Here is a 20,427-nt window from a genome sequence, read left to right on the forward strand (position 1 = left end):
CCGACAAGACCGACGGAGAGCGACGACCATGCGCGTGATTGTGGATCTGGAAAAATGCTGCGGTGCAGGCCAGTGCGTCCTGCTCGCGCCGAAGGTGTTCGACCAGCGCGACGACGGGATCGTGATCCTGCTCGACGAGCACCCGCCCGAGGCGCTGCACAAGGCGGTGCGCGAGGCGGCCTGCGTGTGCCCGGGGGCGGCGATCAAGCTCGAGGACCCGGCATGACGCACCCCGCGAGCGTGCTGGTCGTCGGCGCCTCGGTGGGCGGCCTCGCGGTGGCAGAGTCGCTGCGCCGCGACGGCTTCGCCGGCGCGCTGACGCTGCTCGGCGCCGAGCGCCACCCGCCCTACGACCGGCCGCCGCTGTCGAAGAAGGTGCTGGCCGGCGAGTGGGAGCCGGACCGCACGCGGCTGCGCGCCGACGCGGCGCTGGCCAAGCTCGAGATGACGACGATCCTCGGCGACCCGGCGGTCCACCTCGACGTGCTCGGCCGCGCGGTGACGACGGCGTCGGGCCGCCGCCTGACCGCGGAGTCGATCGTGCTCGCCACCGGCCTCGAGCCGCGCCGCCTGCCCGGCCAGGCGCCGTGGCCGGGCGTCCACGTGCTGCGCACGCTCGACGACGCGGTGGCGCTGCGGACCGCGCTGCTCGCAGCCTCGCAGGTGGTCGTCGTCGGCGACGGCGTGCTCGGCACCGAGGCCGCGGCGACGGCCCGCGCGATGGGCCTGGCGGTGACTCTGGTCGGGCCGCAGACGACGCTGCTCGCCAGCCAGCTGGGGCCGCAGATCGGCGGCCACCTGGCGGCCCTGCACACCGGCCGGGGCGTGCAGCTGCGCCTGGGCGCGGCGGTCGAATCCCTGGTCGGCGACGAAGCGCGCGTCCGCGGGGTCCGCCTGGCCGGCGGCGAGGTGCTGCCGGCCGACGTCGTGGTGGTGGCGATCGGCTCGCGCCCGGCGACCGACTGGCTGTTCGACAGCGGGCTGCGCCTCGGCGACGGGGTGGTCTGTGACTCCCGCTGCCGCGCCGCGGAGGGCATCTACGCGGTCGGCGACGTCGCGCGCTGGCACCACGAGGGCCTGGGCGCCGCGCTGCGCCTCGAGAACCGCAGCAACGCGGTCGAGCAGGGCGCGGCCGTGGCCGCGAACATCCTCGGCAAGGATCGTCCTTACACGCCGGTGCCGTTCTTCTGGACCGACCAGTACGACGTGAAGATCCAGGTCCACGGCTTCGCCGGCGCCGACGCCCAGGTGATCATCGTCGAGGGGTCGCCCGAGGCCGGGCAGTTCGCGGCGCTGTACGGCAGCGCCGGCAAGGTCACCGGCGTGCTCGGGTGGAACATGGTCAAGCAGACCCGCGCGCTGCGCCAGCACGTGGTCGAGGCCACCGACTGGTCGCTGGTGAATTCGCTGCGGAAGTCCTGACGCCGAGCGCGCTCGAACGAGGGTCGGATCGCCACCCGCGCGAGCGCGCCGCGTCCTACTTCTTCTTCTCGGCCAGGGTCTCGCAGGCCTTCTTGTTTCTCGTGGCTGGGGGGATGGGTGCGGCGCCGAGCGTCCGCCGTCGCGGGATCACGACCTGCGATGCTGTCTTTTGGGTCATGTCACCCGCAGCGGCTCGCATCCTCGCGCCGATGGCCATTTCACGCGCTTTCATGCCCTGCCCGCGGGGCCTCGTGAGGCGAGAATGCATCCGACCCGCGGGTGAAACGGCGTGGATGAAGCGCATCCGCGGTAGACTGCGGGCATGAACTTGCTTCGCCTGAACTTCCTGGTCCTGAGCGTGTTCGCGGCCGCGTGCGGCGACAAGGGTGACGACACCGAGGGCACCCCCACGGGCACCACGACGACCACCACCACCGATCCCACCGACGGCAATTCCACCACGAGTCCTTCGACCGACGGCACCACTGACCCGACCACCGGCGAGCCTGCCTGCGTCGATCCCTCGCTGAGCGACTTCGGGCCGGCGGTCGAGGTCACCCTGCGCAACGGCGGGACGACCCGGCTGTTCCTCAACCTCCAGGAGATGTGCACGCCGGTCCTGCCGATCGCGCTGCGCGACGCGAGCGACGTGGCGGTCAAGATCAACAAGGACGCCTGCGAGAACGACTGCGGCGACGTCCTGGCCGGCGCATGCGGCTGCCCGGCCGGCTGCGGCCCCGGCGACGTGGTCCAGCTCGAGCCCGGCGGCACCTTCGTCACCAGCTGGACCGGCCGCGTCTGGAACGAGCACGGCTTGCCGGCCGAGTGCCCCATGGAGGGCTGCGCGCCGCAGTGCTTCGCCGCGGCCCAGGCCCCCGCGGGCACCTACACCGTGAGCGCGCGGGCCCTCGACGCGGTCGTCGACTGCGAGCCCTGCACCTGCGAGCCGGGGCCCGAGGGCAGCTGCGTGTTCAACGGCGGCTTCGCCATGGGCGCCGAGGTCGTCGCCGAGGCCGAGCTCGTCTACCCGACGCAGACCGGGGTCGAGGTCGCGTTCGAGTGAGATGTCTGCATAGACATGTTCTTCAGGACATTCCCTGAGAGACATGCTCGTCGTCAGGGCGGGCGGGGAAGGCAGCTTCGAGCACGGGTGCAGGTCGAAGCAGCCCGCCGCGCCTGCGCGGGCGATGCCTCCGCGCGCGGCTCGCTCGACCGCCGCGACGGCGCCTGGGTTGTCGGCCCCGGGTTCGCGGCTGCTCTACGACGTGCTCGGTCGCGCGTTGCTCGAGTCGCCCTGCTGGCCCCCATTCTGGCGCTGATGCGCGAGCTGGGGGCGCCGTGGCGCTTCGCCACCGACGAGCCGGCGCGCCTGATCGGCCAGCACGGCTGGGACACGGTCGTCCTCGATCCGGCCGTGCTCGCGGCGCAGCGGGGCCGCTGGCCGTTCCCCGCGCTCCCGCCCGACGCGCCCGGCATGCCGCGCGGCTACATCGTCGAGGCCGGCAAGCCGTGAGGCGAAGCGCGAATCACACGCCGACCTCGACGCGATCGGGTGCCACCACGAATTGAATGGACCGGCGGCGAGCGGGCTGGACCGTGTGGATGCAAGGAGGGCGCAAGAACGCGGCCGATGCGCGGCGCGCTGCTCCCGGCGCGGGGCGTGTCAGGAGCGCGCCGCGGGAGTATAAGCGCGCCATGACCCAAGCCACCAAGCACTCCGGCGGATGCCACTGCGGCAAGGTCCGCTACGAAGTCAACGCCGACCTCGGCCAGCCCGTCCTCGCCTGCAACTGCAGCATCTGCGGCAAGACCGGCGTCCTGCTGACGTTCGTGCCCAAGAGCGAGTTTCGCCTGACCGCCGGCGACGACGGCCTGACCGACTACCAGTTCGCCAGCAAGACCATCCACCACCTGTTCTGCAACACCTGCGGGATCCGCTCGTTCGCCCACGGCGTCGGCCCCGACGGCACCGAGATGGTCGCCATCAACGTCCGCTGCCTCGACGACGTCGACCTCGACAAGCTCAGCGTCAACAAGTACGACGGCAAGAGCGCCTGATCTTCCAGGCATGTCCGTCGGGACATGCCTCAGGGAACAATCCGAAGGGGGCATGTCTTTTAAGGCATGTCTTGAGGAACATGCCTCAGCGACGCCGCGCCGTCGCCTCCAGCGTCACCGTCTCGCGCCCGCCGGCGCGGGCCAGCTCGAGCGTCACGCTCTGGCCGCGGCGGACGCTCGCGGGGGCCAGCATGCGCTCGGCGTTCTCCGAGTTGGTGACGGACACCGCGAGGCCGTCGACCCCGACCACCTCGTCGCCGGGCAGCACGCCCGCCTTGTCGGCCGGGCCGTCGATCGTGACCGCCTCGATCCACAAGCGCTTCGGCGCCTTCGGGTCCTCCTTCTCCTTCAGCGGCGGCGGCTGCTCGCCGAGCGGGCGCGGCCGCCCGAGCTCGGTCGCCCGGCGCGTGCGCAGGCCGAGCTCGCCGCGCTCGGCGGCGGCGACCTTGCCGTTCGACACCCCGTAGATCGTGCCGAGGTCGGCCTCGACCCCGGCGGCGACCGAGTAGTCGGCGCGGGCGACGATGCCGACGTCGGACAGGTCGCCGTCGACGAAGTGCAGCTCGCCGGCGCCGGGGCTGACGCTGGCCAGCTCGAAGCGGCCGGTGGCGTCGGTGCGCGGGCCCTTGCCGAACAGGCTGCCGATGAGGTTGCCGGTGCGCTCGTTCTTGCCGAAGGTCATCACCGACATGCCGGCCAGCGGCTGGCCGCTGCGCGAGTCGAGGAGGACGCCGCGCAGGCGGGCCCACGGCTGCAGCTCGAGGGTGACCGCGGCGCGCTCGCCCGGCTTCAGCTCGAGCGGGTGCTCGACGCGGCCGGCGTCGGCCACCGCGACGAGCTCGTAGGCGCCGGGGTCGAGGTGGTCGAGGCGCCGGCTGCCGGTCGCGCTGTCGACGATCTCGAGGTCGCTGCTGGTGCCGCCGCCCGGCTTCTTGTGCGTGACGTGCAGCTCCCACCGCGGCACCGGCTCGCCCCCGGCGCGCGCGGTGATCGTCAGCTCGGCCAGCGGGACCACCTGCAGGCGCACGTCTGTCCCCGGGGACAGGCCGGACACCTCGACGCGCGCGCTGCCGCGGAGGGCCTCGGCGCGCAGGGTGTAGGTCCGCCGCGCCAGGCCGGTGAACTCGAAGCGGCCGTCCTCGCCCGACAGCGCCGGCTCGCTGCGCCCCGAGAAGCCCGGGGACGCCTGCGCCTGGGGGTCCTTCGGCGGCTCGGGCACGAGCCCGACCTTCTCGCCCGAGCGGGCCGCCTCGGGCCGGTGGAACAGGCTCTCGGCCGGGTCGCGCTGCTCCAGCGTCGCGGTGACCCACGCGTCGGGCGTCGGCGCCCCGTCGGGCCCGAGCACCACCCCGCGCAGCACCCCGTCGCGCAGCTCCACCACCAGGTCGACGCCCGGGGTGACGACCCCCGCCGAGATGGTCTTGCGGACAGGTTCGTACGACCTGTCCGCAGGGACATCCCAGCGCATCACGTTGCCCGCGCGGTCGAGCACCCGCACCTCGTACTCGCCGCCGTCGAGGCCGCGCGCGGCGTAGGTGCCGTCCTCGGCGATCGGGGAGCGGTCGCGGCGGCCGGCGTCGAACGACATCATCATGCCGCCCTGCTTCGGCGTCACCGGCAGCAGTTGCACGCTGCCGCCCTTGACCGCCGCGCCGCGGGCGTCCACCACCCGGCCGGTGACCGTCGCGCGCGGCTCGAGCACCACCACCGCGCCTTCGAGGCCGTCGGCGCCGACGTCGATGTCGAGCTGCCCGCGGCTGCCGTCGGGCGCCTCGGCGACCAGGCGCAGCGGGCCCGGCTTGACCGGGCGCAGCGTGAACTCGCCGCGGGCGTCGGCGCGGCTGCGCACGAGCACGTTGCCGAGGTTGGCGAGGAAGGTCATGAAGCCGGGCTCGTCGTCGGCCAACGTCAGCGACACCGCCGCCATCGCGGGCGGCTCGACCCGCCCGCGCACCTCGACCCCGCGGTCGAGCTCGACCAGCACCCCGGTGACGTCGGCGTCGGCCACGGTGACCGACGGGCCGCCGAGGATCTCCGGCAGCGCCTGCTCGGCCACCGAGCCGAGCATGTACGTGCCCGGCCGGACGCCGAGCACCTCGAAGTAACCGTCGACCGCGCTCGGGCCGGTGGCCGGGCGCAGCGCGAACGGGCTCAGCGCCAGCGCGCCGACCATGACCCCGTCGAGCGCCTTGCGCGGGTCGTCCTTGGCGGCGACGAAGCCGGAGATCTTGAACGCCCGCTCGACGCGGACCTCGACCCCCGTGAGCGACTCGCCGATCCCCAGCTCCACCTTCGTCGGCTCGCGCGAGGCGTGCCCGGCCGCCGTCGCCGACAGGGCGTGCGCGCCCGAGGCCATGCCGCCGAGGCGGAACCGGCCGCGCGCGTCGCTGACCGCCGCGGCGTCGCCGAACCCGCCGAACTCGCCGACGCTGACCACCGCGCCCTCGACCGGCGCGTCGCCCGGGTCGGCGCGCACCGTGCCCTCGATCGAGGCCGCGGGCACCAGCCGCAGGTCGACCGAGCGCGGGCCGCCGGCCACGTCGACGCTCTCGCTGTCGCCGGTGTAGTCGGCGTGCCAGGCGGTGATCTGGTACAGGCCGTCGTCGACCTGCACCGCGAACTTGCCCTCGCCATCGCTGACCGCCGGGAACGAGGCGCGGCTGAACTGGATCACGTTGCCCTCGCCCTGGCGGTCGACGCTGACGATCGCGCCCTCGACCGGTCCGCCGCCGATGTCGCTCACGGTGCCGCGCAGCAGGTGCCCGCCGGCGACCAGGGCGGCGTCGAGGCCGGTGTGCGGCGTACCTGCCTGAAGCGACAGGTCCTTGCGGACATAGGGGAGATAGCCGCCGGCGGACGCGCTGAGGATGTAGTGCCCGGGCCGCACCAGCGGCACCGACCAGTCGCCCGAGGCGTCGGTGCGCACGGTGATCGGCGCGCCGATGTCGCCGAACTCGACCGGGACGCCGAGGCCCTTCGGCCGCAGCATCACCACCGCGCCGGCGAGGCCGCGCCCGCTCGCGGCGTCGTACACCCGCCCCGCGGCCGAGCAGGGCGAGACGTCGACCTCGCCGCGGGCCCGCGCCGCCGCGCGCTCCTGGGTGATGGCAGCCGCCCGCGCCACGCGATCGACCTTCGGCTCGGCCTGCGCCGCCTCGGGCCCGGGCCGTGCGAGCAAGGTCCACACGGCGATCGCCAACAACACCAGCGCGACCGCGACGCCTGCCAGAAACTTGCGCGACACGGTGCCAGTCTCGACCAGCGAGGGTCCGGGCGCAAGTCATCGAATGTCTCTTTGGACATGTTCCTGAAGACACACGTCGCCGTGGTTCTGACCGCCCCGATCGCCCCGGCGAAACGCCCGCGTCCCTCGCGGGAGGTCCCCGATCGGTTCCTCGCGGACGCGGGCGGGCGTTCCAGGGAATGGCCAGCCGCTCGCGCGCCGGACGGGAGCCCGCCCGCCGTGTCGCGACTCGCCGGGCGCCGATCGACTCGCGCGCCGTCCAGGCGGGCAGTCCTGGCGAATGGCCAGCAGCTCGCGCGGCTCGCCGTGCGCCGATCAGCTCGCGCGCCGCACCGGTGGGCGGTCGGGCGGGTGGGCCAGCAGCAGCTCGCGCAGGCGGGCGGCGGCGGGCGGCAGGCGGTCGATGCCGCGGTGGACCAGGTGCAGCGGGCGGGCGATCGGGGTCCGCGGGTCGGGCACTTCGACCAATCGGCCCTGCGACAGGTCGTGGCGGGCCGAGGCGCGGCTGATCAGCGCGACGCCGATGCCCGCGCGCACGTTGCCCTTGACCGAGGCGATGCTGCCCAGCTCCATCACGATCTCCGCGCCCGGGAAGTGGCGCTCGAGCAGCTCGCGCGAGGTCGTGCCGCGGGCGAACGTCACGAACGGCGCGCGCGTCGGGTCGGGCAGCTCGGGCGCGGCGACCAGGATCAGCTCGTCGACGAACCACGGCTCGCCGCGGTCGGTGGTGATCACCCCGAGGTCGAGGTCGCCGCGGTGGAGCGCGTCGAGCACCTCGTCGGTGTTGGCCTCGCGCAGCAAGAAGCGCACGCCCGGGTGCTCCGCGCGGTACAGCGCCAGCGTCGGCGGCAGCAGGTACGTGCACGCGGTCGCCCCCGCGCCGACCCGCACCTCGCCGGCGTGCAGGCCTTCGATCTCCGCCACCGCCCGCTTCGCGTCGTCGAGCGCCGCCAACACCGCCCGCGCTCGGATCACCAGCGCGGCGCCGGCGGCCGTCGGCGTCGCCCCGCCCGGCCCGCGGTCGAGCAGCCGGGCCCCGAAGGCCCCCTCGAGCCGCTGGATCGACGCCGTGAGCGCCGGCTGGGACAGATGCGCCCGCCGCGCGGCCTCGGTGAAGGTGCCGAGCTCGACGATGAGCAGGAAGTGATGGAGCTCGTCGATCATCAGCTATTTCTATAGCAGCCTTCCGAAGATTCGATTGGGCGAATGGTGGTCTCGGCACTACACCAGGCCCAGGAGGTCGCGTCGTGGAGATTGGGCTGCTGCTGGTGCTGGGCTGGGTCGCTGGGTGGCTGACCACCGTCGCCGGGCTCGGCGGCGGGGTGTTTCTGATCCTCGCGCTGTCGCTGCGGATGAGCCCGGCGGAGGCGCTGGCGCTGTCGTCGCCGGCGCTGCTGATCGGCAACCTGCACCGCCTGGCCGCCGGCCGCGACGAGGTGGACCGGCGGATCGCCGTCCCCTTCGCGCTCGGCGCCCTGCCGGGCAGCGCCCTCGGCGGGCTGTTGGTGCTCGCCATGCCGCCGGCCGTGCTGCAGCTGCTGCTGGTGCTGACCTCCGCGCTGGCCCTGGCGCGCGCGCTCGGCTGGTGGCTGCCGCGCCCGCCTGCGGCCGCGCTGGTGCCTGCGGGCGCGGCCATCGGCGCGATGGCGGCGACCACCGGCGGCGCCGGCCTGGCCCTCGGCGCGGTCCTGCAGTCGGCCGGGCTGACCGGGGCGGCCTACGTGGCCACCGCCGCCGCCGCCGCCGTCGCCATGCACGTCGGCCGGATCGCCGCCTACGGCCTCGGCGGCCTCGTCACCAGCGAGACGATGGTGCCCTCGGCCGTGCTGGCCGTGGCGATCCTCGCCGGCAACCTCGCGGGCGGCTGCTTCCGCAAGCGCCTGTCGGCCCGCGCGGGCGCCCGCATCGAGCTCGGGGTGCTGTTCGCCTGCGTCGCGCTCGCGCTGTTCGGCCTGGCGTGAGCTCAGGGAGCGCCTGGACCGCGTCGGACCAGTCGGTCGCGCCTGGCTCGGGGAACTGCACGGCGAAGATCGCTCTCTCGGCGAGTACCAGCTCGACCTCCGCGAGGTCGGTCGGCTTGCCGCCGGACGGCTTGCCGGTCGCCATCCATCGCTCCGCGGGCAGGCCGTCGAATCGCAGCGTCGCCAGGCGCCACAGCTCCACCGAGAGCCGCGGCTGACGGGTCTGCTGGGGGGTTTGGTACGTGAAGTTCGCCAGCGACAACCGTTGCCCGGGTTCCAGGTAGAACGCCGCGTCACAACGACCGCCGCCGCAGATCAAGAGCTGCGGCGTGGCATCACCCGTGTCCATCGTCCCGGGGCGCACCGACGCGCCGCGGCGTCGGACCACCTCTCCGGCCGTGGCCGCGGGCGAGCTGGCGAAGATCCGGAGCACCGCCCAGGCCGGCTCCCACGATTCGTTCACCGCGACGATGTCGAGCACCACGCCCTTGTACTCGTACTTGCTGCCCTCGAAGCCCACGAGCCGAACCGTCGACTTCGCCGGTCTCTCGACCGCCGGCGCGGCGACCCCGGGCTCGACCGGCTGCGGCAGGCTCGGTGCGGGCGCGGGCTCCACCGGAGCCTGGCAAGCGAACCATGCGAGCGAGCCGACCAGGCCGGCGCACATCGTCCTCGCGGTGCTCGCTCGCCGTCGTCCTGTGCCGCGCACGCCCGCCACTCGAGATACCCGAATACACTCCATCCGGACGAGCCGCAAGCGCTGCCGCTCGTGTGACCGCGTACGACCCTGACTGGCCGTTCGCTGGCGCCGCGCGACCCGAAGACCGACGGCGCCCGTCTCACAGATGTCTCTTACGACATGTATTTTACAGCATGTCCGATCGGCCATGTTCTGGATCGCTCCCGCGGCCCGGCCGGAAGCGCAGCGGTCCGTCGCCCCGCGCGCGCGCCCGCAGGAACAGGCGGGCCAGCTCGAGGTGGCGCTGGAACCCGTCGCTCGCGGTGCGGCCGCGGGTGGCCCCGTGGAAGCCGCGGGTCTGCGTCTCGACGCGGAAGGCCGGGCGGGCCGGGCGCAGCACCTGGCCGCTGTCGACGCCCAGGCTGACGATCGCCCGCGGCGGCCGCACCGCGGCGATCTCGGCCAGCGCGCGGCGGAAGTTGTCGGCGGTGGTGTCGGGGTCGAAGTAGCGGCCGGCCAGCGCATCCACCGGGTCGGCCGCCAGCGGCAGCACCGCGGTCGCCAGCACCAGCTCGCGGCCGTCGCCGGCGTAGCGGTGCAGCGCGCCCGCGGCGAACGGATCGCGGCCGACGGGCGCGAGGCCCGGAGCGGCCAGACGCACCGCCCTGTCGAGGTTCGCCGGGTCGGCGACGAACGCGGCGGTCGGGTTGTCGACCACGCCCGCGAACGGTCCGAACGCGGTGAGGACGATCGTGGAATAAGATGTCTCTTCGGACAGCTCGCGCGCCGCGGCGGCGACCACCCGCGCGCACTGCTGCAGGTTGTCGCCGCGCGGCAGCAGGTGCGTCGCCGCGGCCGCGGCCGCGCCGGTGCTGCGGTCGGGCGGCACGTGGATGAAGCCGGTGAGCACCCCGGCGAACGCCGGCTCGCCGGATAGCGCGATCAGGTTGGCCAGCTGGTCGGCGCAATAAAAGGTGCCGGGGTCGACCCCGAGCTGCACGTCGGCCTCGGCCCCGGAGTCGGCGACCGCGATCGCCCGCAACAGGTCGCGCTGGCCGACGTAGCGGTCGCCGCTGCGGATCGCGTGGTCGGCGACGCTCGCGGCCGCCTGCGGGACGTAGTCGCGGCCGTAAGCGTCGAGTTCGTCCATGCCGGCGCCGAGGCTAGCACGGGCCGGACCGCGCGGCTCAGCGGGTCTGGAAGTAGAAGCGATAGGCGCTGTTGTCGTGCAGCATGGCGCAGCTGCCGGTGTCGCTGCCGGACGGGGTGCCGACCAGGGTCAGCTCGCGGATCGAGTCGAAGCCGAACTGGTAGGTGTTGTTGGCCCGGCTGAAGGCGCCCTGGTAGAACTGGGTGTTGCTGCCGAGCTTGAAGGCGTAAAACCGGTAGTTGGCGCCGTCGTGCAGCATGGTCCAGCGCGACCAGTCGGTGTCGCCCGGGAACTCGATGACGGGGATCTGCGGCAGCGATCGTGGCCGAAGCGGTAGACGTTGGTGCCCGGCACCCAGGCGGCCTGGTACAGCGTCTGGCGGTAGCCGAGCCGGCGCATGTACAGGCGGTAGTCGGCGCCGTCGTGCAGCATCGCGAAGCTGCTCGGGTCGACGTCGGCCGGGAAGCCCTCGAGGCGCAGCTCGGGGATCGAGTTGTGACCGAAGGCGTAGCTGGTGCCGTTGAAGCTGAATTGGTAGATGGTGTCGCGGCTGCTGCCCTTGAAGCAGTACAGGCGATAGGCCGCGTTGTCGTGCAGCATCGACCAGCGGGCCAGGTTGGCGTCGGCGGGCGCCCCCGTGATCGGGATGTTGGGGATCGAGTTGTTGTACCCGAACTGATAATGGTGGACCCCGGGACGTACGCGAATTGGTTGAGTGACGGCATCGAACGATTCCTTCCCGCCGCGCCGAGCCGCGGCGAAAAGGATGCTTTCAAAGCGGAGTGCCGCGATCAACGGGAGTTATCGCCCCGCGCGCCGCTGCGCGCCGATCGGGCGAGTCACTGCATTCGCGTCGGGACGGAGTACGAACGACGAATGCATCGACGAGGCGCAGCGTGACCGCGTTCCGCGAACGCCGTGGCGACGAATCGCGCCGGACGAGCCGGCGTGAGGGAGCGTCGTTCACCCTCGCCGCGGCCTCTCGGCCCCGCACCGCTCATTCGACGGCGCCGCCGAGGCACGACCGATCGAGGTATTGCGAGAAGGCGGTGGTGCAGAAGTCCGCCGCCTTCAAATAGCAGTCGGCCCGCATGGCGTCCCAATCGCCGGACGGGGTGATGGGGTTCGCGTCGGCGACGTAGAACTCGGCGGACCCGGTGCAGCGCGCGAGGCAGTACCACGGGCCCTGGAACGACGGCGCGGCGCACCAGCCCTCGCGCATGCGCAGCTCCGCGTCGGCGTCGTCGGGCGCCGGCGTCGCCTCCGCCGGCGCGGCGAGCAGCATCGTCTGGGTGAAGAGCAGCGCGACGATCATCGACATGGCATCCCTCGATTCGCCGCCGAGTGTGTATCGACCCCCGCGGCTGTCGAGCAGGCTGGGCGAACCACCGGCGCGGCCTCGTCGCGGACCGCCGCGTCGTTCCTCGCGGGCCGGCCCGCTCGCGGAGGCCGCCTGCGTACACGACGAACCGACCGTGCATCGGCGACGCCCACGCCGTCACCGACGGCCGAGCGAACGGCCGAGCGACCGGCCGGCGAACGCACTGCGACGCCTCGCGTCATGCCGGCCGAGCGGGCGACCCGAATTCGATGCACTCGCGTCTGCCGGGCGAGCGGACGAGAGCTCCGATGCACTCGCGTGGTCGCCGGCCGGGCGAGCGGACGAGAGCTCCGATGCCACTCGCGTGGTTGCCGGCCGGCCGGGCAGACGAGAGCTCCGATGCCGGCCGAGCGAGCGGACGAGAGCTCCGATGCACTCGCGTTGTGCCGGCCGAGCGGACGACCCGCGCGAGCGGGCCCGAGACCCATCGGCGACGCGCGAGCGGTCGCTGCCGGCCGAGCGAGTCCGCGAAGGTCGGCGATGCGCTCGCTCCGCGGCCGCATCAATCGTCGTCGAGGCCGAATTTCTTGATGAGGCGGTAGAGCGTGGTGCGCTCGACCCCGAGCTCGGCGGCGGCGTCGTTGCGGCGGCCCTGCGCGCGCGCCAGGGCCAGGCGGATCCGCCGGGCCGCGGCGCGGTCGAGGTGGGCCTGCAGCGGCAGCGCGTCGTCCGGGTCGGCGCTGGCGGGCGGCGACGCGACGGCCTCGAGCAGCAGGTCGTCGCGGGTGATGACCTCGCCGCGCGCGAGCACGGCGGCCCGCTCGACCAGGTTCTCGAGCTCGCGCACGTTGCCCGGCCACGGATGTCCCTTGAGCCATGTCTCGACGGTCGGGTGGAAGCCGACGAACTCGCGCCCCAGCTCGGCGGCGAAGCGGACCAGGAAGTGGTTGGCCAGCGGCAGCACGTCCTCGGGGCGCTCGCGCAGCGGCGGCAGGCGGATCGGGATCACCGCCAGGCGGAAGTACAGGTCCTCGCGGAAGCGGCCGGCGGCGCACTCGGCCCGCAGGTCGCGGTTGGTGGCGGCGACGATGCGGACGTCGACCGGCCTCGCCTTGGTGCCGCCGACCGGCAGCACCTCGCGGGTCTGCAGCGCGCGCAGCAGCTTGGCCTGGAAGTCGAGGTCGACCTCGCCGATCTCGTCGAGGAACAAGGTGCCGCCGCCGGCCCGCTCGAACACGCCGGCGCGCGCCCCCGCGGCCCCGGTGTAGGCGCCCTTCTCGTGGCCGAACAGCTCGCTCTCCAGCACGCCGGCGGCGAAGGCCTTGCAGTTGACGGCGACGAACGGGCCGAGGGCGCGGTCGCTGTGGTCGTGGATCGTGCGCGCCACCAGCTCCTTGCCGGTGCCGCTCTCGCCGGTGACGAGCGCGGTGGCGCGGCTGCGGGCGGCCCGGGCCGCGAGGTCGAGCACCTCGCGCATGGCCGGGCTGTGGGTGATGATGTCGGGCGAGCCGGCCCGCTGCAGCGCGGCGCGCAGGCGCCGGTTCTCGCGGGTGAGCGCGCGGACCTGCAGGGCGCGGTGGACCAGCGCGCGGCAGGCGTCGTTGTCGAACGGCTTCTCGACGAAGTCGAACGCGCCGTCGCGGATCGCCGCGACCGCGGTCGGCACGCTGGCGTGCGCGGTGACGAGGACCACCGGCATGTCCGGAGAGACAGCTCGCGCACGCCGCAACAGCTCGAGGCCGTCGATCCCGGGCATCATCAGGTCGGTGAGCAGGAGGTCGTACGACTGCTCGGCGAGCGCGCGCAGGAACGGCTCGGCGCCGGCGAACACGTCGACCTTGTGGCCGTCGCGGCGCAGCAGCATGGCGAGGACCTCGGCCATGCGCGGCTCGTCGTCGACGACGGCGATCTGCGCGGCGCTCATGCGGCCTCCGGCAGGCGCACGCAGAAGCAGGCGCCGCGGCCCTCGGGCCCGAGGCCGCCGCCCGGGACCAGCTCGAGCGCGCCGCCGTGGGCCTCGGCGATCCGCGCGGCGGTGGCGAGGCCGAGGCCGGTGCCGGTCTTCTTGGTGGTGAAGAACGGCTCGAACAGCCGCGCCGCGTGCTCGGGCGCCACGCCGGGGCCGTCGTCGCGCACCAGCAGCTCGACCACCTCGCCGCGCCGCCGCACCTGCAGCTCGATGCGCCCGCCGTCGCCGATCGCCTGCGCGGCGTTCAGCGCCAGACCGTAGACGAGCTGCGCCAGCAGGTCCGGGTCGCCGCGCAGCGCCGGGCCGTCGCCCTCGGCGGCGCCGAGCCGCCCGCGCTTCGGTCGCAACGCGTCGCGCACCAGCGGCTCGACCGCGGTCACGAGCCCCGCGAGGTCGACCGGCTCGCGCCGCGGCGCCAGCGGCCGCGCGTAGTCCAGCAGCGCGGTGACGACCGCGTTGAGGCGGTCGACCTCCTCGACGATGAAGCGCGCGGCCTGGTGGTTGTCTGTCCCTTCGGGCATGTCCTCGAGGACAAGCGAGGCGGAGGAGCGGATCACGCCGAGCGGGTTGCGCACCTCGTGGGCGACGCCGGCGGCGAGGCGGCCGATCGCCGCCAGCTTCTCGCTGTGGGCCTCGCGGCGGTGGCTGGCCGCGAGCGCGGCGGCGCTGGCTCGGAGCCGGTCGCGCGCGTCGAGCAGGAGGGCGATCGCGTAGCCGAAGCCGGCGAAGGTGACCGCGAAGAAGCCGACGACGACCGGCGAGACGTCGACCCCGGCGAGCCGCAAGAGCAGGAAGTCGAACAGACCGGCGCCGAAGCCGAGGAGCGCGCCGAGCCAGGCGCGGCGCGAGGAGGGTAGCGAGGGCGGCGCGGCAGGCACGAGGGGTTTGTCTCCGGTCGGGGCGAGCGCGAGGGCGCGGAGACGACTATAGGCGAGACGCGGCGGCAGGGTCACGAGTCGGCAAGAGCACGCGGCGTGCCAGCGAGAGACAGCGCCGATACCGCGCGCCGTCGGCGTGCGCAGCCAGGCGAACTTCGGAGCGAAGCCCGAACGATCTCCGCAGCAGTTTCGCGCCGCGGCTCGACCGCACATCTCCTCGGCGCCGCCGCTCGCGACCTGCGATCACGAGGCGAAGATCGGCGAGGAAATACCTAAACCCGGCAGTGAGGCTCCGTCCAGCGCTCGCGCGGCCCTCTGGCAGATCGACCTTCTCGCGTCGCTGGGTCGCTCCGCAGCTCTCGCTCCCCTGCTGCCCGACGCGCTGAGCCGACCGAGCCGCAGTCCCGCCGATGCTCGGCGCTCCCGGCCGCCGAGGATGCGGGTCCGCAACGCGTGTTGCAGGCCTGCAACGTGGCCCGCGCCACGCGAGCGTCGGAGCCCCGCAGCGGCGGCGATCGGGCCTTGGCACGCCGGTTGCTCATGGTCAGGCACGAAGGGAAACCACCGCATGAACACCCGCCAGATCGTCCTCACCATCGTCGCCCTCGACTTCCTCGCCATGACCGTCTACGTCGTGGCCGACCACGGCTACGTCGGCATGTTCGCCGACCTCCTCTCGACCTGGCCCGGCATCCTCACCGCCTTCGACCTCACCATCGCCCTCTTCATGATCATGGGCTGGATGCTGGTCGACGCCCGCAAGCACGGCCTCGGCGTCCTCCCTTACCTCGTCGCCACGCTCGCCTTCGGCTCGCTCGGGCCGCTCGCCTACCTCATCCGCCGCGAGTGGGCGCTCAAGGCGTGAGCGTCCCGCACCATCTATATGTCCTCCGGGACAGCCGCGCGGGTCGTCCGGCCGCATGTCCCCGGGGACAGGTGATTGCGACGCCCGGAGCTCGCGCAGCCGCAGGCCGCGAGCTCGCCGGCGGCAGGCCCGCGCTGGCGAAGCAGGGCCGTCCTCCCCGTGCAGGGGCGAACGCGTGACGCCCCGCACCACCGACGCTCGAGGCGCCCGTCGGCCCCGGGACGAGGTCCTTCGACAGCCGCCGGCCGGGCGCCTGCTCGGCCGTCCGTAGAGATCGCGCCCCGCGCTCGTGCAGCTTCGCGGCATGCATCGTCGCGCGCCGCTGCTCGCCTGTTCGCTCGTGCTCGCCGCCTTCACGGCGCCCCTCGCGGACCGGGACGCGCCCTGCGACCTCGCGGCCAGCATCGGCACGGAGGTCACCTGCGGCCTGTCGCAGGAGTGCCCGGGCGAACCGGTCCAGAGCATCTCCTGCGACGGCGACACCTGCACCTGCTGGACCGGCGAGGAGTTCGAGCGCGAGTGCGCCGGCAACGGCGTGTGCGGCGAGTTCGAGGCGGTGCAGCAGCTCGAGCAGCTCGCCGAGGCGTGCTGCGGGTTCGTCTTTTACGACGCGTGACTCGCTCACGCCTGGGCGGCGAACATCCGCGGCATGAACTCGGCGCTGATACGGCCCTCGCCGCTCGATGCATATCCGCGAGAATGCAGGCGGTCGGACACCGGCAGATACGCGAATCGCCGGAGAACCAACGCGGCGAGGGCCGCGGACATGTGCGTCCGCGGCCCTCGAGGTGCCATCATTCGCCCGCGGGGCGATCGTCACGGGCTGGTGGGCACCTTGACCCCGAGCACGGCGCCGGAGCCCGTGTAGTTGCTGGTGTCGCAGGTCGGCAGCGCGTCCCAGCCGGGCAGGCTGATCACCGGGTCGACGTAATTGCGGTGCACGCCGGTGGTCGGGTCGCCGCCGCGGCAGCGCGCGCCCAGGGCCCCGTAGCCGGCCTCGAGCTCCCAGGTGGGGTCGGAGGTCCAGTCGAACAGGTCGTTCAGCGGGTCCTGCATCGAGATGTGCTTGCCCGGGACGGTGCGCGGCTGGTCCTCGAACCAGGCCATCCACGCCCGCAGCATCGCCGTGCGCTGGCTGACCTGCAGGCCGCGGTACGCGGTCGGGTCGTAGAACGCGTTGAGCTGGAACTGCCCCTTCGACACCGCGCCGTTGATGCAGCCGTTGATGAAGATGCCCGGCGTGTCGGCGATGTACGGCCCGGTCTTCCCGCTCGCGAACACCGACACGTTCGGGCTGAGCACCGAGCTGAACTTGTAGTCGGCGCCGAGCGCCCCGCCCTCGTCCTCGTTCGGGCAGATGTGGTGGTAACCCTCCACCTTCTCGCTCTCGGGGTAGCTCTCCGGGTCCTTCGGCTTCACGTTGGTCACGAACTCGTAGCGGCAGATCGTCATCGTCGGGTCGTACGCGCCCGGCGAGCACCAGGCGTCGGCGATCTTCAGCTCCGCGGGGATGGTCGGGTCGCCGCCGAGCGGGTCGATGTAGATGTAGAACGTCGCGCCCTTGACCGCCGTCCCGCCGAACCACCCGAGCGTGCCGAGCTTGAGCTTCAGCTCGCCGTCGGCCTCGACGTCAATCTCGGTGATGCTCACCGGCGACCCGAGGTGCTGGAGCGTGCCGCCCTCGATCCGCACGTCCGCCGTGTCGTTGGCCGCCGGCTCGAGCCGCGTCTCCGAGAGGTTCGACAGCGGGTGATCGCCGATCAGCGAGGTGTTGTTGAGCGGCCCACCGGTGCAGTCCGAGGTCGGACAGCGCAGCGCGACGTCGTCGCCGTCACCGAAGCCGACGGAGAGCTCGTCGTCGCAGCCGACGGCGAAGGAGAGGGTGGAAGCGAGGAGAATGACGGTGGTGGTCGAATTGCGCATCGTAGTGCCCGAACTACGCACGGCAGGTGACCGTCCCCCGCCGAACAATTTCCTGCCGCCGCGAATTCTCGAGCATGAAGACCGGGCTCCCGCGCATGGCGCGGTCTCGCACATGTGACCTGTAGCGCGCGCTACGTGTCCGCAGATCGGCAGAATTGATCTCGAGTTCGGAGACACTATGTGCCGGATGGGGACCGACGAGTTCACCCCCGGCGGGCCGGAGCGCAGCGTCGAGCGCACGCCCGTGTCGGTGCGCGGCGACGGCGACACCGTGCCGCGGGCGATGGAGTCGCTGAAGCAGGTCGACGACCCGATCGAGCGCAACCTGGTGAAGCGGGCCCTGTTCCCGCGCCGCGTGACGCCGGTGCAGATCGGGCGCTTCCAGATCCTCGCGCTCGTCGGCCGCGGCGGCATGGGAGTGGTCTACGCCGCATACGACGACCTCCTCGACCGCAAGGTCGCGGTCAAGGTGCTGCTCGCCGAGTCGGTGCGCGACATGACCCTGTCGCGCGGCCGACTGATGCGCGAGGCGCAGGCGATGGCCCGCCTGTCCCACCCCAACATCGTCACGGTCCACGAGGTCGGGCAAGACAACGGCCAGGTGTTCGTCGCTATGGAGTTCGTCCGCGGCGTCACCCTCGACGCGTGGGCGCAGGAGCAGCGGCCGTGGCGCGAGCTCGTGGCGACCTTCGTCCGCGCCGGCCGCGGGCTCGAGGCCGCCCACCGCGCGGGCCTCATCCACCGCGACTTCAAGCCCGCCAACGTGATGGTCGGCGAGGACGGCGGGGTCAAGGTGCTGGACTTCGGGCTCGCGCGCGCGGCCGACGACAGCGCCCCCGGCGAGCCCGACCTGCCGCGTCACATCGCCCAGGGCACCTCGGCCCTGGCCCCGCTCACGCGCACCGGCGTGGTCCTCGGCACGCCCGCGTACATGTCCCCCGAGGCCCACCGCGGCGAGTCGTCGACCGCCGCCAGCGATCAGTTCAGCTTCTGCGTCTCGCTGTACCAGTGCCTCTACGGCCAGTCGCCGTTCGACACCACCTCGATGGCGACGCTGCTCGCCGATCTGCGGCGCGGCCGGATCGCGCCGCCGCCCGCAGGCACGCCGGTGCCGGCGCGGATCTTCCGCGCCATCCGCCGCGGCCTGGCGCCGACGCCCGAGGGGCGCTTCCCGTCGATGACGGCGCTGCTGGCCGCGCTCGAGCGCGACCCCGGCGCGACCTATCGCCGCGTCGCAGCGCTGGTCGCCACCGCCGGCGTCACCGCGTTCGCCGGCTTCTGGGCCGCGAACTCCGGCGACCCGGGGGCGCAGGTGTGCCCCGACGCGCAGGCCGAGCTCGCGGGCGTGTGGGACGGCGCCCGCGCGCAGAGCGTCCGCGACGCACTCGCTGCCCTGCACACGCCCGCGGCCGACGAGGCGCTCGCCGCCGCGTTGCCGCGGCTCGACCGCTACGCCGCGTCGTGGGTCGAGATGCGCAACGAGGCCTGCCGCGCGCACGCCGAGGCGCGACAATCGACGCCATTGTTCGACCTGCGCACCGCCTGCCTCGACCAGCGGCGCGCCAGCCTCGACGCCCTCGCCGCCGCGCTCACGCAGGTCGACGCCGCGAGCCTCGACAGCGCGGTCAAGGCGCTCGCCGAGCTGCCGCCGCTGTCGCGCTGCGCCGACGCCCCGGCCCTGAACGAACAGCTCCCGCCGCCCGACGACGCGCGGCTGGGCCTGCGCGTCCAGGCCCACCGCGAGACCCTCGCGCGCGCCAAGGTCCGCGAGGACGCGGCCCAGTACCCGCTCGGCCAGGCCCTGGTCGACGAGGTCCTCGCCGACAGCACCGCCCTCGCCTACGAGCCGCTGCGCGCCGAGGCGCTGCTGCGCGCCGGCAGCCTGGCGATGGAGTCCGGCGACCACCCGACGGCCGAGCGCCACTACACCGACGCGCTGCTGGCGGCGGTCGGCTCCGGCCACGCGGCGGTGGCCGCCGTCGCCAGTTCGAAGCAGCTCTACCTGCTCGCGGTGCCGCTGAACCAGCCGCAGCAGGCGCGCGCCCAGGTGCCGCTGGCGACCGCCCTCAACCACCGCGTCGAGCCCGACGTCGACCTGTACGCCGAGTTCCTCACCAACCTCGGCGTCGTCCACGCCATGTCCGCCGACCTGCCGCTCGCGCGCCGCCAATGGGAGGAGGCCGTCGCCCTGCGCGAGCGCAAGGGTCGCGGCGAGACGCTGGCCGGCCTGAACACTCTTTCGAACCTCGGCTGGCTGGCCCGCGAGGAGCGCCGCGACGAGGACATGGCCGCGATCTACGGCCGCACCGTCGCCATCTCCGAGGCGCTGCTCGGGCCCCACCACGTGGCCCACCTGCGCTACGCGTGGGCGCTGGCCAACAGCGAGTGGCGGCTCGGGCGACCGCGACAGGCGCGGGCGCGCCTCGAGCAGATCGTGCAGCGCTTCGACCGGGTGACCAGCAATTATCTGCGCGGGCAGATCTTGCACGACCTCGGGATGATCGAGGTCGACGAGGGCGCGCTGACCTCCGCCCGCGCGCACCTCGAGCAGGCGCTGGCGGCGGTGCCGGAATCATCGGAGGTCCACGACACCGTGCTCGTCGAGCGCATGCGCCTGTTCGCGGCCGAGGGCGACGGCGCGGCGATGGAGGCCGAGCACCGGCGAGCCCTGGCCCGCCTGCCCGCCGCGCCCGAGCCGCTCGACCGCCGGCTGCAATTCATCCTGTTCGCCTACGCCCGCTCGCTCGTCGCGCTCGGGCGCACCGCCGAGGCCCTCGCGCCGCTCGAGCAGATGCAGGCCGCGCTCTCCGGCGCCGAACGGACCGTCGACGCCGCCGAGATCACGTCGCTGCTCGGCGAGCTGCGCCTGGAGCTCGGCCACCTCGACGAGGCCGAGCAGGACCTGCAGCGCGCGCGCGCCGATCTCGAGCGCACGGCCCCGCCGCGCAGCCTGCTGC

Annotated in this window: 18 protein-coding genes and 1 pseudogene; 9 read left to right on the plus strand and 10 right to left on the minus strand. The window is 73.4% G+C overall.

Annotated elements, in window-relative coordinates:
• Positions 1-28 precede the first annotated feature (28 nt).
• Both OV079_RS33450 and OV079_RS33455 read left to right on the plus strand, forming a co-directional pair.
• Positions 29-226 carry a ferredoxin gene (locus tag OV079_RS33450; RefSeq protein WP_267773307.1) on the plus strand — a complete coding sequence of 66 codons (198 nt, stop codon included), beginning with the start codon at positions 29-31 and terminating at the stop codon, positions 224-226.
• Positions 223-1,422, plus strand: coding sequence for an NAD(P)/FAD-dependent oxidoreductase (locus OV079_RS33455; RefSeq protein WP_267773308.1), 1,200 nt, complete (start codon positions 223-225; stop codon positions 1,420-1,422). The genes OV079_RS33450 and OV079_RS33455 overlap by 4 nt, the downstream gene beginning before the upstream one ends.
• A 55-nt stretch (positions 1,423-1,477) precedes the next feature.
• Here the strand turns inward: OV079_RS33455 and OV079_RS33460 are convergent, their stop codons facing one another.
• Positions 1,478-1,600 carry a hypothetical protein gene (locus OV079_RS33460; protein ID WP_267773310.1) on the minus strand — a complete coding sequence of 41 codons (123 nt, stop codon included), beginning with the start codon at positions 1,598-1,600 and terminating at the stop codon, positions 1,478-1,480.
• 144 nt (positions 1,601-1,744) lie between these two features.
• Between OV079_RS33460 and OV079_RS33465 the strand changes: the two genes are divergently transcribed.
• The 3 genes from OV079_RS33465 to OV079_RS33475 all read left to right on the plus strand — a co-directional run bounded on the left by OV079_RS33465 (position 1,745) and on the right by OV079_RS33475 (position 3,480).
• Positions 1,745-2,485 carry a hypothetical protein gene (locus OV079_RS33465; protein ID WP_267773311.1) on the plus strand — a complete coding sequence of 247 codons (741 nt, stop codon included), beginning with the start codon at positions 1,745-1,747 and terminating at the stop codon, positions 2,483-2,485.
• A 255-nt stretch (positions 2,486-2,740) separates the two neighbouring features.
• Complete coding sequence (locus tag OV079_RS33470; RefSeq protein WP_267773312.1) at positions 2,741-2,935, plus strand: hypothetical protein; 195 nt, start codon at positions 2,741-2,743, stop codon at positions 2,933-2,935.
• A gap of 182 nt (positions 2,936-3,117) precedes the next feature.
• On the plus strand, positions 3,118-3,480 hold the full coding sequence (locus tag OV079_RS33475; RefSeq protein WP_267773313.1) for a GFA family protein: 363 nt from the start codon (positions 3,118-3,120) through the stop codon (positions 3,478-3,480).
• A gap of 85 nt (positions 3,481-3,565) precedes the next feature.
• Here OV079_RS33475 and OV079_RS33480 read toward each other — a convergent pair whose 3' ends face one another.
• The gene (locus OV079_RS33480) at positions 3,566-6,724 is read right to left on the minus strand and encodes a carboxypeptidase regulatory-like domain-containing protein (protein WP_267773314.1); all 3,159 of its coding nucleotides are present in this window, start codon (positions 6,722-6,724) and stop codon (positions 3,566-3,568) included.
• Positions 6,725-7,039: 315 nt separating this feature from the next.
• The gene (locus tag OV079_RS33485; RefSeq protein WP_267773315.1) at positions 7,040-7,888 is read right to left on the minus strand and encodes a LysR family transcriptional regulator; all 849 of its coding nucleotides are present in this window, start codon (positions 7,886-7,888) and stop codon (positions 7,040-7,042) included.
• A gap of 83 nt (positions 7,889-7,971) precedes the next feature.
• Between OV079_RS33485 and OV079_RS33490 the strand changes: the two genes are divergently transcribed.
• Positions 7,972-8,685, plus strand: a complete 714-nt coding sequence (locus OV079_RS33490; protein WP_267773317.1) for a TSUP family transporter — start codon at positions 7,972-7,974, stop codon at positions 8,683-8,685.
• Positions 8,686-9,551: 866 nt separating this feature from the next.
• On the opposite strand, the gene OV079_RS33495 is transcribed toward OV079_RS33490, so the two are convergent.
• From OV079_RS33495 to OV079_RS33515, 5 genes are all read right to left on the minus strand, one after another.
• Positions 9,552-10,514: a hypothetical protein gene (locus OV079_RS33495; protein WP_267773319.1), complete on the minus strand. Its 963-nt coding sequence runs from the start codon at positions 10,512-10,514 to the stop codon at positions 9,552-9,554.
• Between the two features lie 37 nt (positions 10,515-10,551).
• Entirely contained in the window at positions 10,552-10,773 is a 222-nt protein-coding gene (locus tag OV079_RS33500; protein WP_267773320.1) for a hypothetical protein, read from the minus strand.
• 738 nt (positions 10,774-11,511) lie between these two features.
• The gene (locus tag OV079_RS33505; protein WP_267773322.1) at positions 11,512-11,835 is read right to left on the minus strand and encodes a hypothetical protein; all 324 of its coding nucleotides are present in this window, start codon (positions 11,833-11,835) and stop codon (positions 11,512-11,514) included.
• Positions 11,836-12,397: 562 nt separating this feature from the next.
• On the minus strand, positions 12,398-13,759 hold the full coding sequence (locus OV079_RS33510) for a sigma-54-dependent transcriptional regulator (protein WP_267773323.1): 1,362 nt from the start codon (positions 13,757-13,759) through the stop codon (positions 12,398-12,400).
• Complete coding sequence (locus OV079_RS33515; protein ID WP_267773324.1) at positions 13,756-14,682, minus strand: sensor histidine kinase; 927 nt, start codon at positions 14,680-14,682, stop codon at positions 13,756-13,758. The genes OV079_RS33510 and OV079_RS33515 overlap by 4 nt, the downstream gene beginning before the upstream one ends.
• A 568-nt stretch (positions 14,683-15,250) precedes the next feature.
• On the opposite strand from OV079_RS33515, the gene OV079_RS33520 reads away from it, so the two are divergent.
• Together OV079_RS33520 and OV079_RS33525 are read left to right on the plus strand one after the other, a co-directional pair.
• Positions 15,251-15,547, plus strand: coding sequence for a hypothetical protein (locus OV079_RS33520; protein WP_267773326.1), 297 nt, complete (start codon positions 15,251-15,253; stop codon positions 15,545-15,547).
• 304 nt (positions 15,548-15,851) lie between these two features.
• Positions 15,852-16,163, plus strand: coding sequence for a hypothetical protein (locus tag OV079_RS33525; protein ID WP_267773328.1), 312 nt, complete (start codon positions 15,852-15,854; stop codon positions 16,161-16,163).
• Positions 16,164-16,168: 5 nt separating this feature from the next.
• Here the strand turns inward: OV079_RS33525 and OV079_RS33530 are convergent, their stop codons facing one another.
• Together OV079_RS33530 and OV079_RS33535 are read right to left on the minus strand one after the other, a co-directional pair.
• Complete coding sequence (locus OV079_RS33530) at positions 16,169-16,315, minus strand: hypothetical protein (protein ID WP_267773331.1); 147 nt, start codon at positions 16,313-16,315, stop codon at positions 16,169-16,171.
• 48 nt (positions 16,316-16,363) lie between these two features.
• The gene (locus OV079_RS33535) at positions 16,364-17,470 is read right to left on the minus strand and encodes an ADYC domain-containing protein (protein ID WP_267773332.1); all 1,107 of its coding nucleotides are present in this window, start codon (positions 17,468-17,470) and stop codon (positions 16,364-16,366) included.
• Between the two features lie 283 nt (positions 17,471-17,753).
• Here OV079_RS33535 and OV079_RS59020 point away from each other — a divergent pair.
• Positions 17,754-18,653: pseudogene (locus OV079_RS59020) on the plus strand (serine/threonine-protein kinase); the annotation flags it as partial.
• Between the last annotated feature and the right edge of the window lie 1,774 nt (positions 18,654-20,427).

It is taken from the genome of Nannocystis pusilla, assembly GCF_026626665.1.
GTDB classification, from domain to species: domain Bacteria; phylum Myxococcota_A; class Polyangia; order Nannocystales; family Nannocystaceae; genus Nannocystis; species Nannocystis pusilla.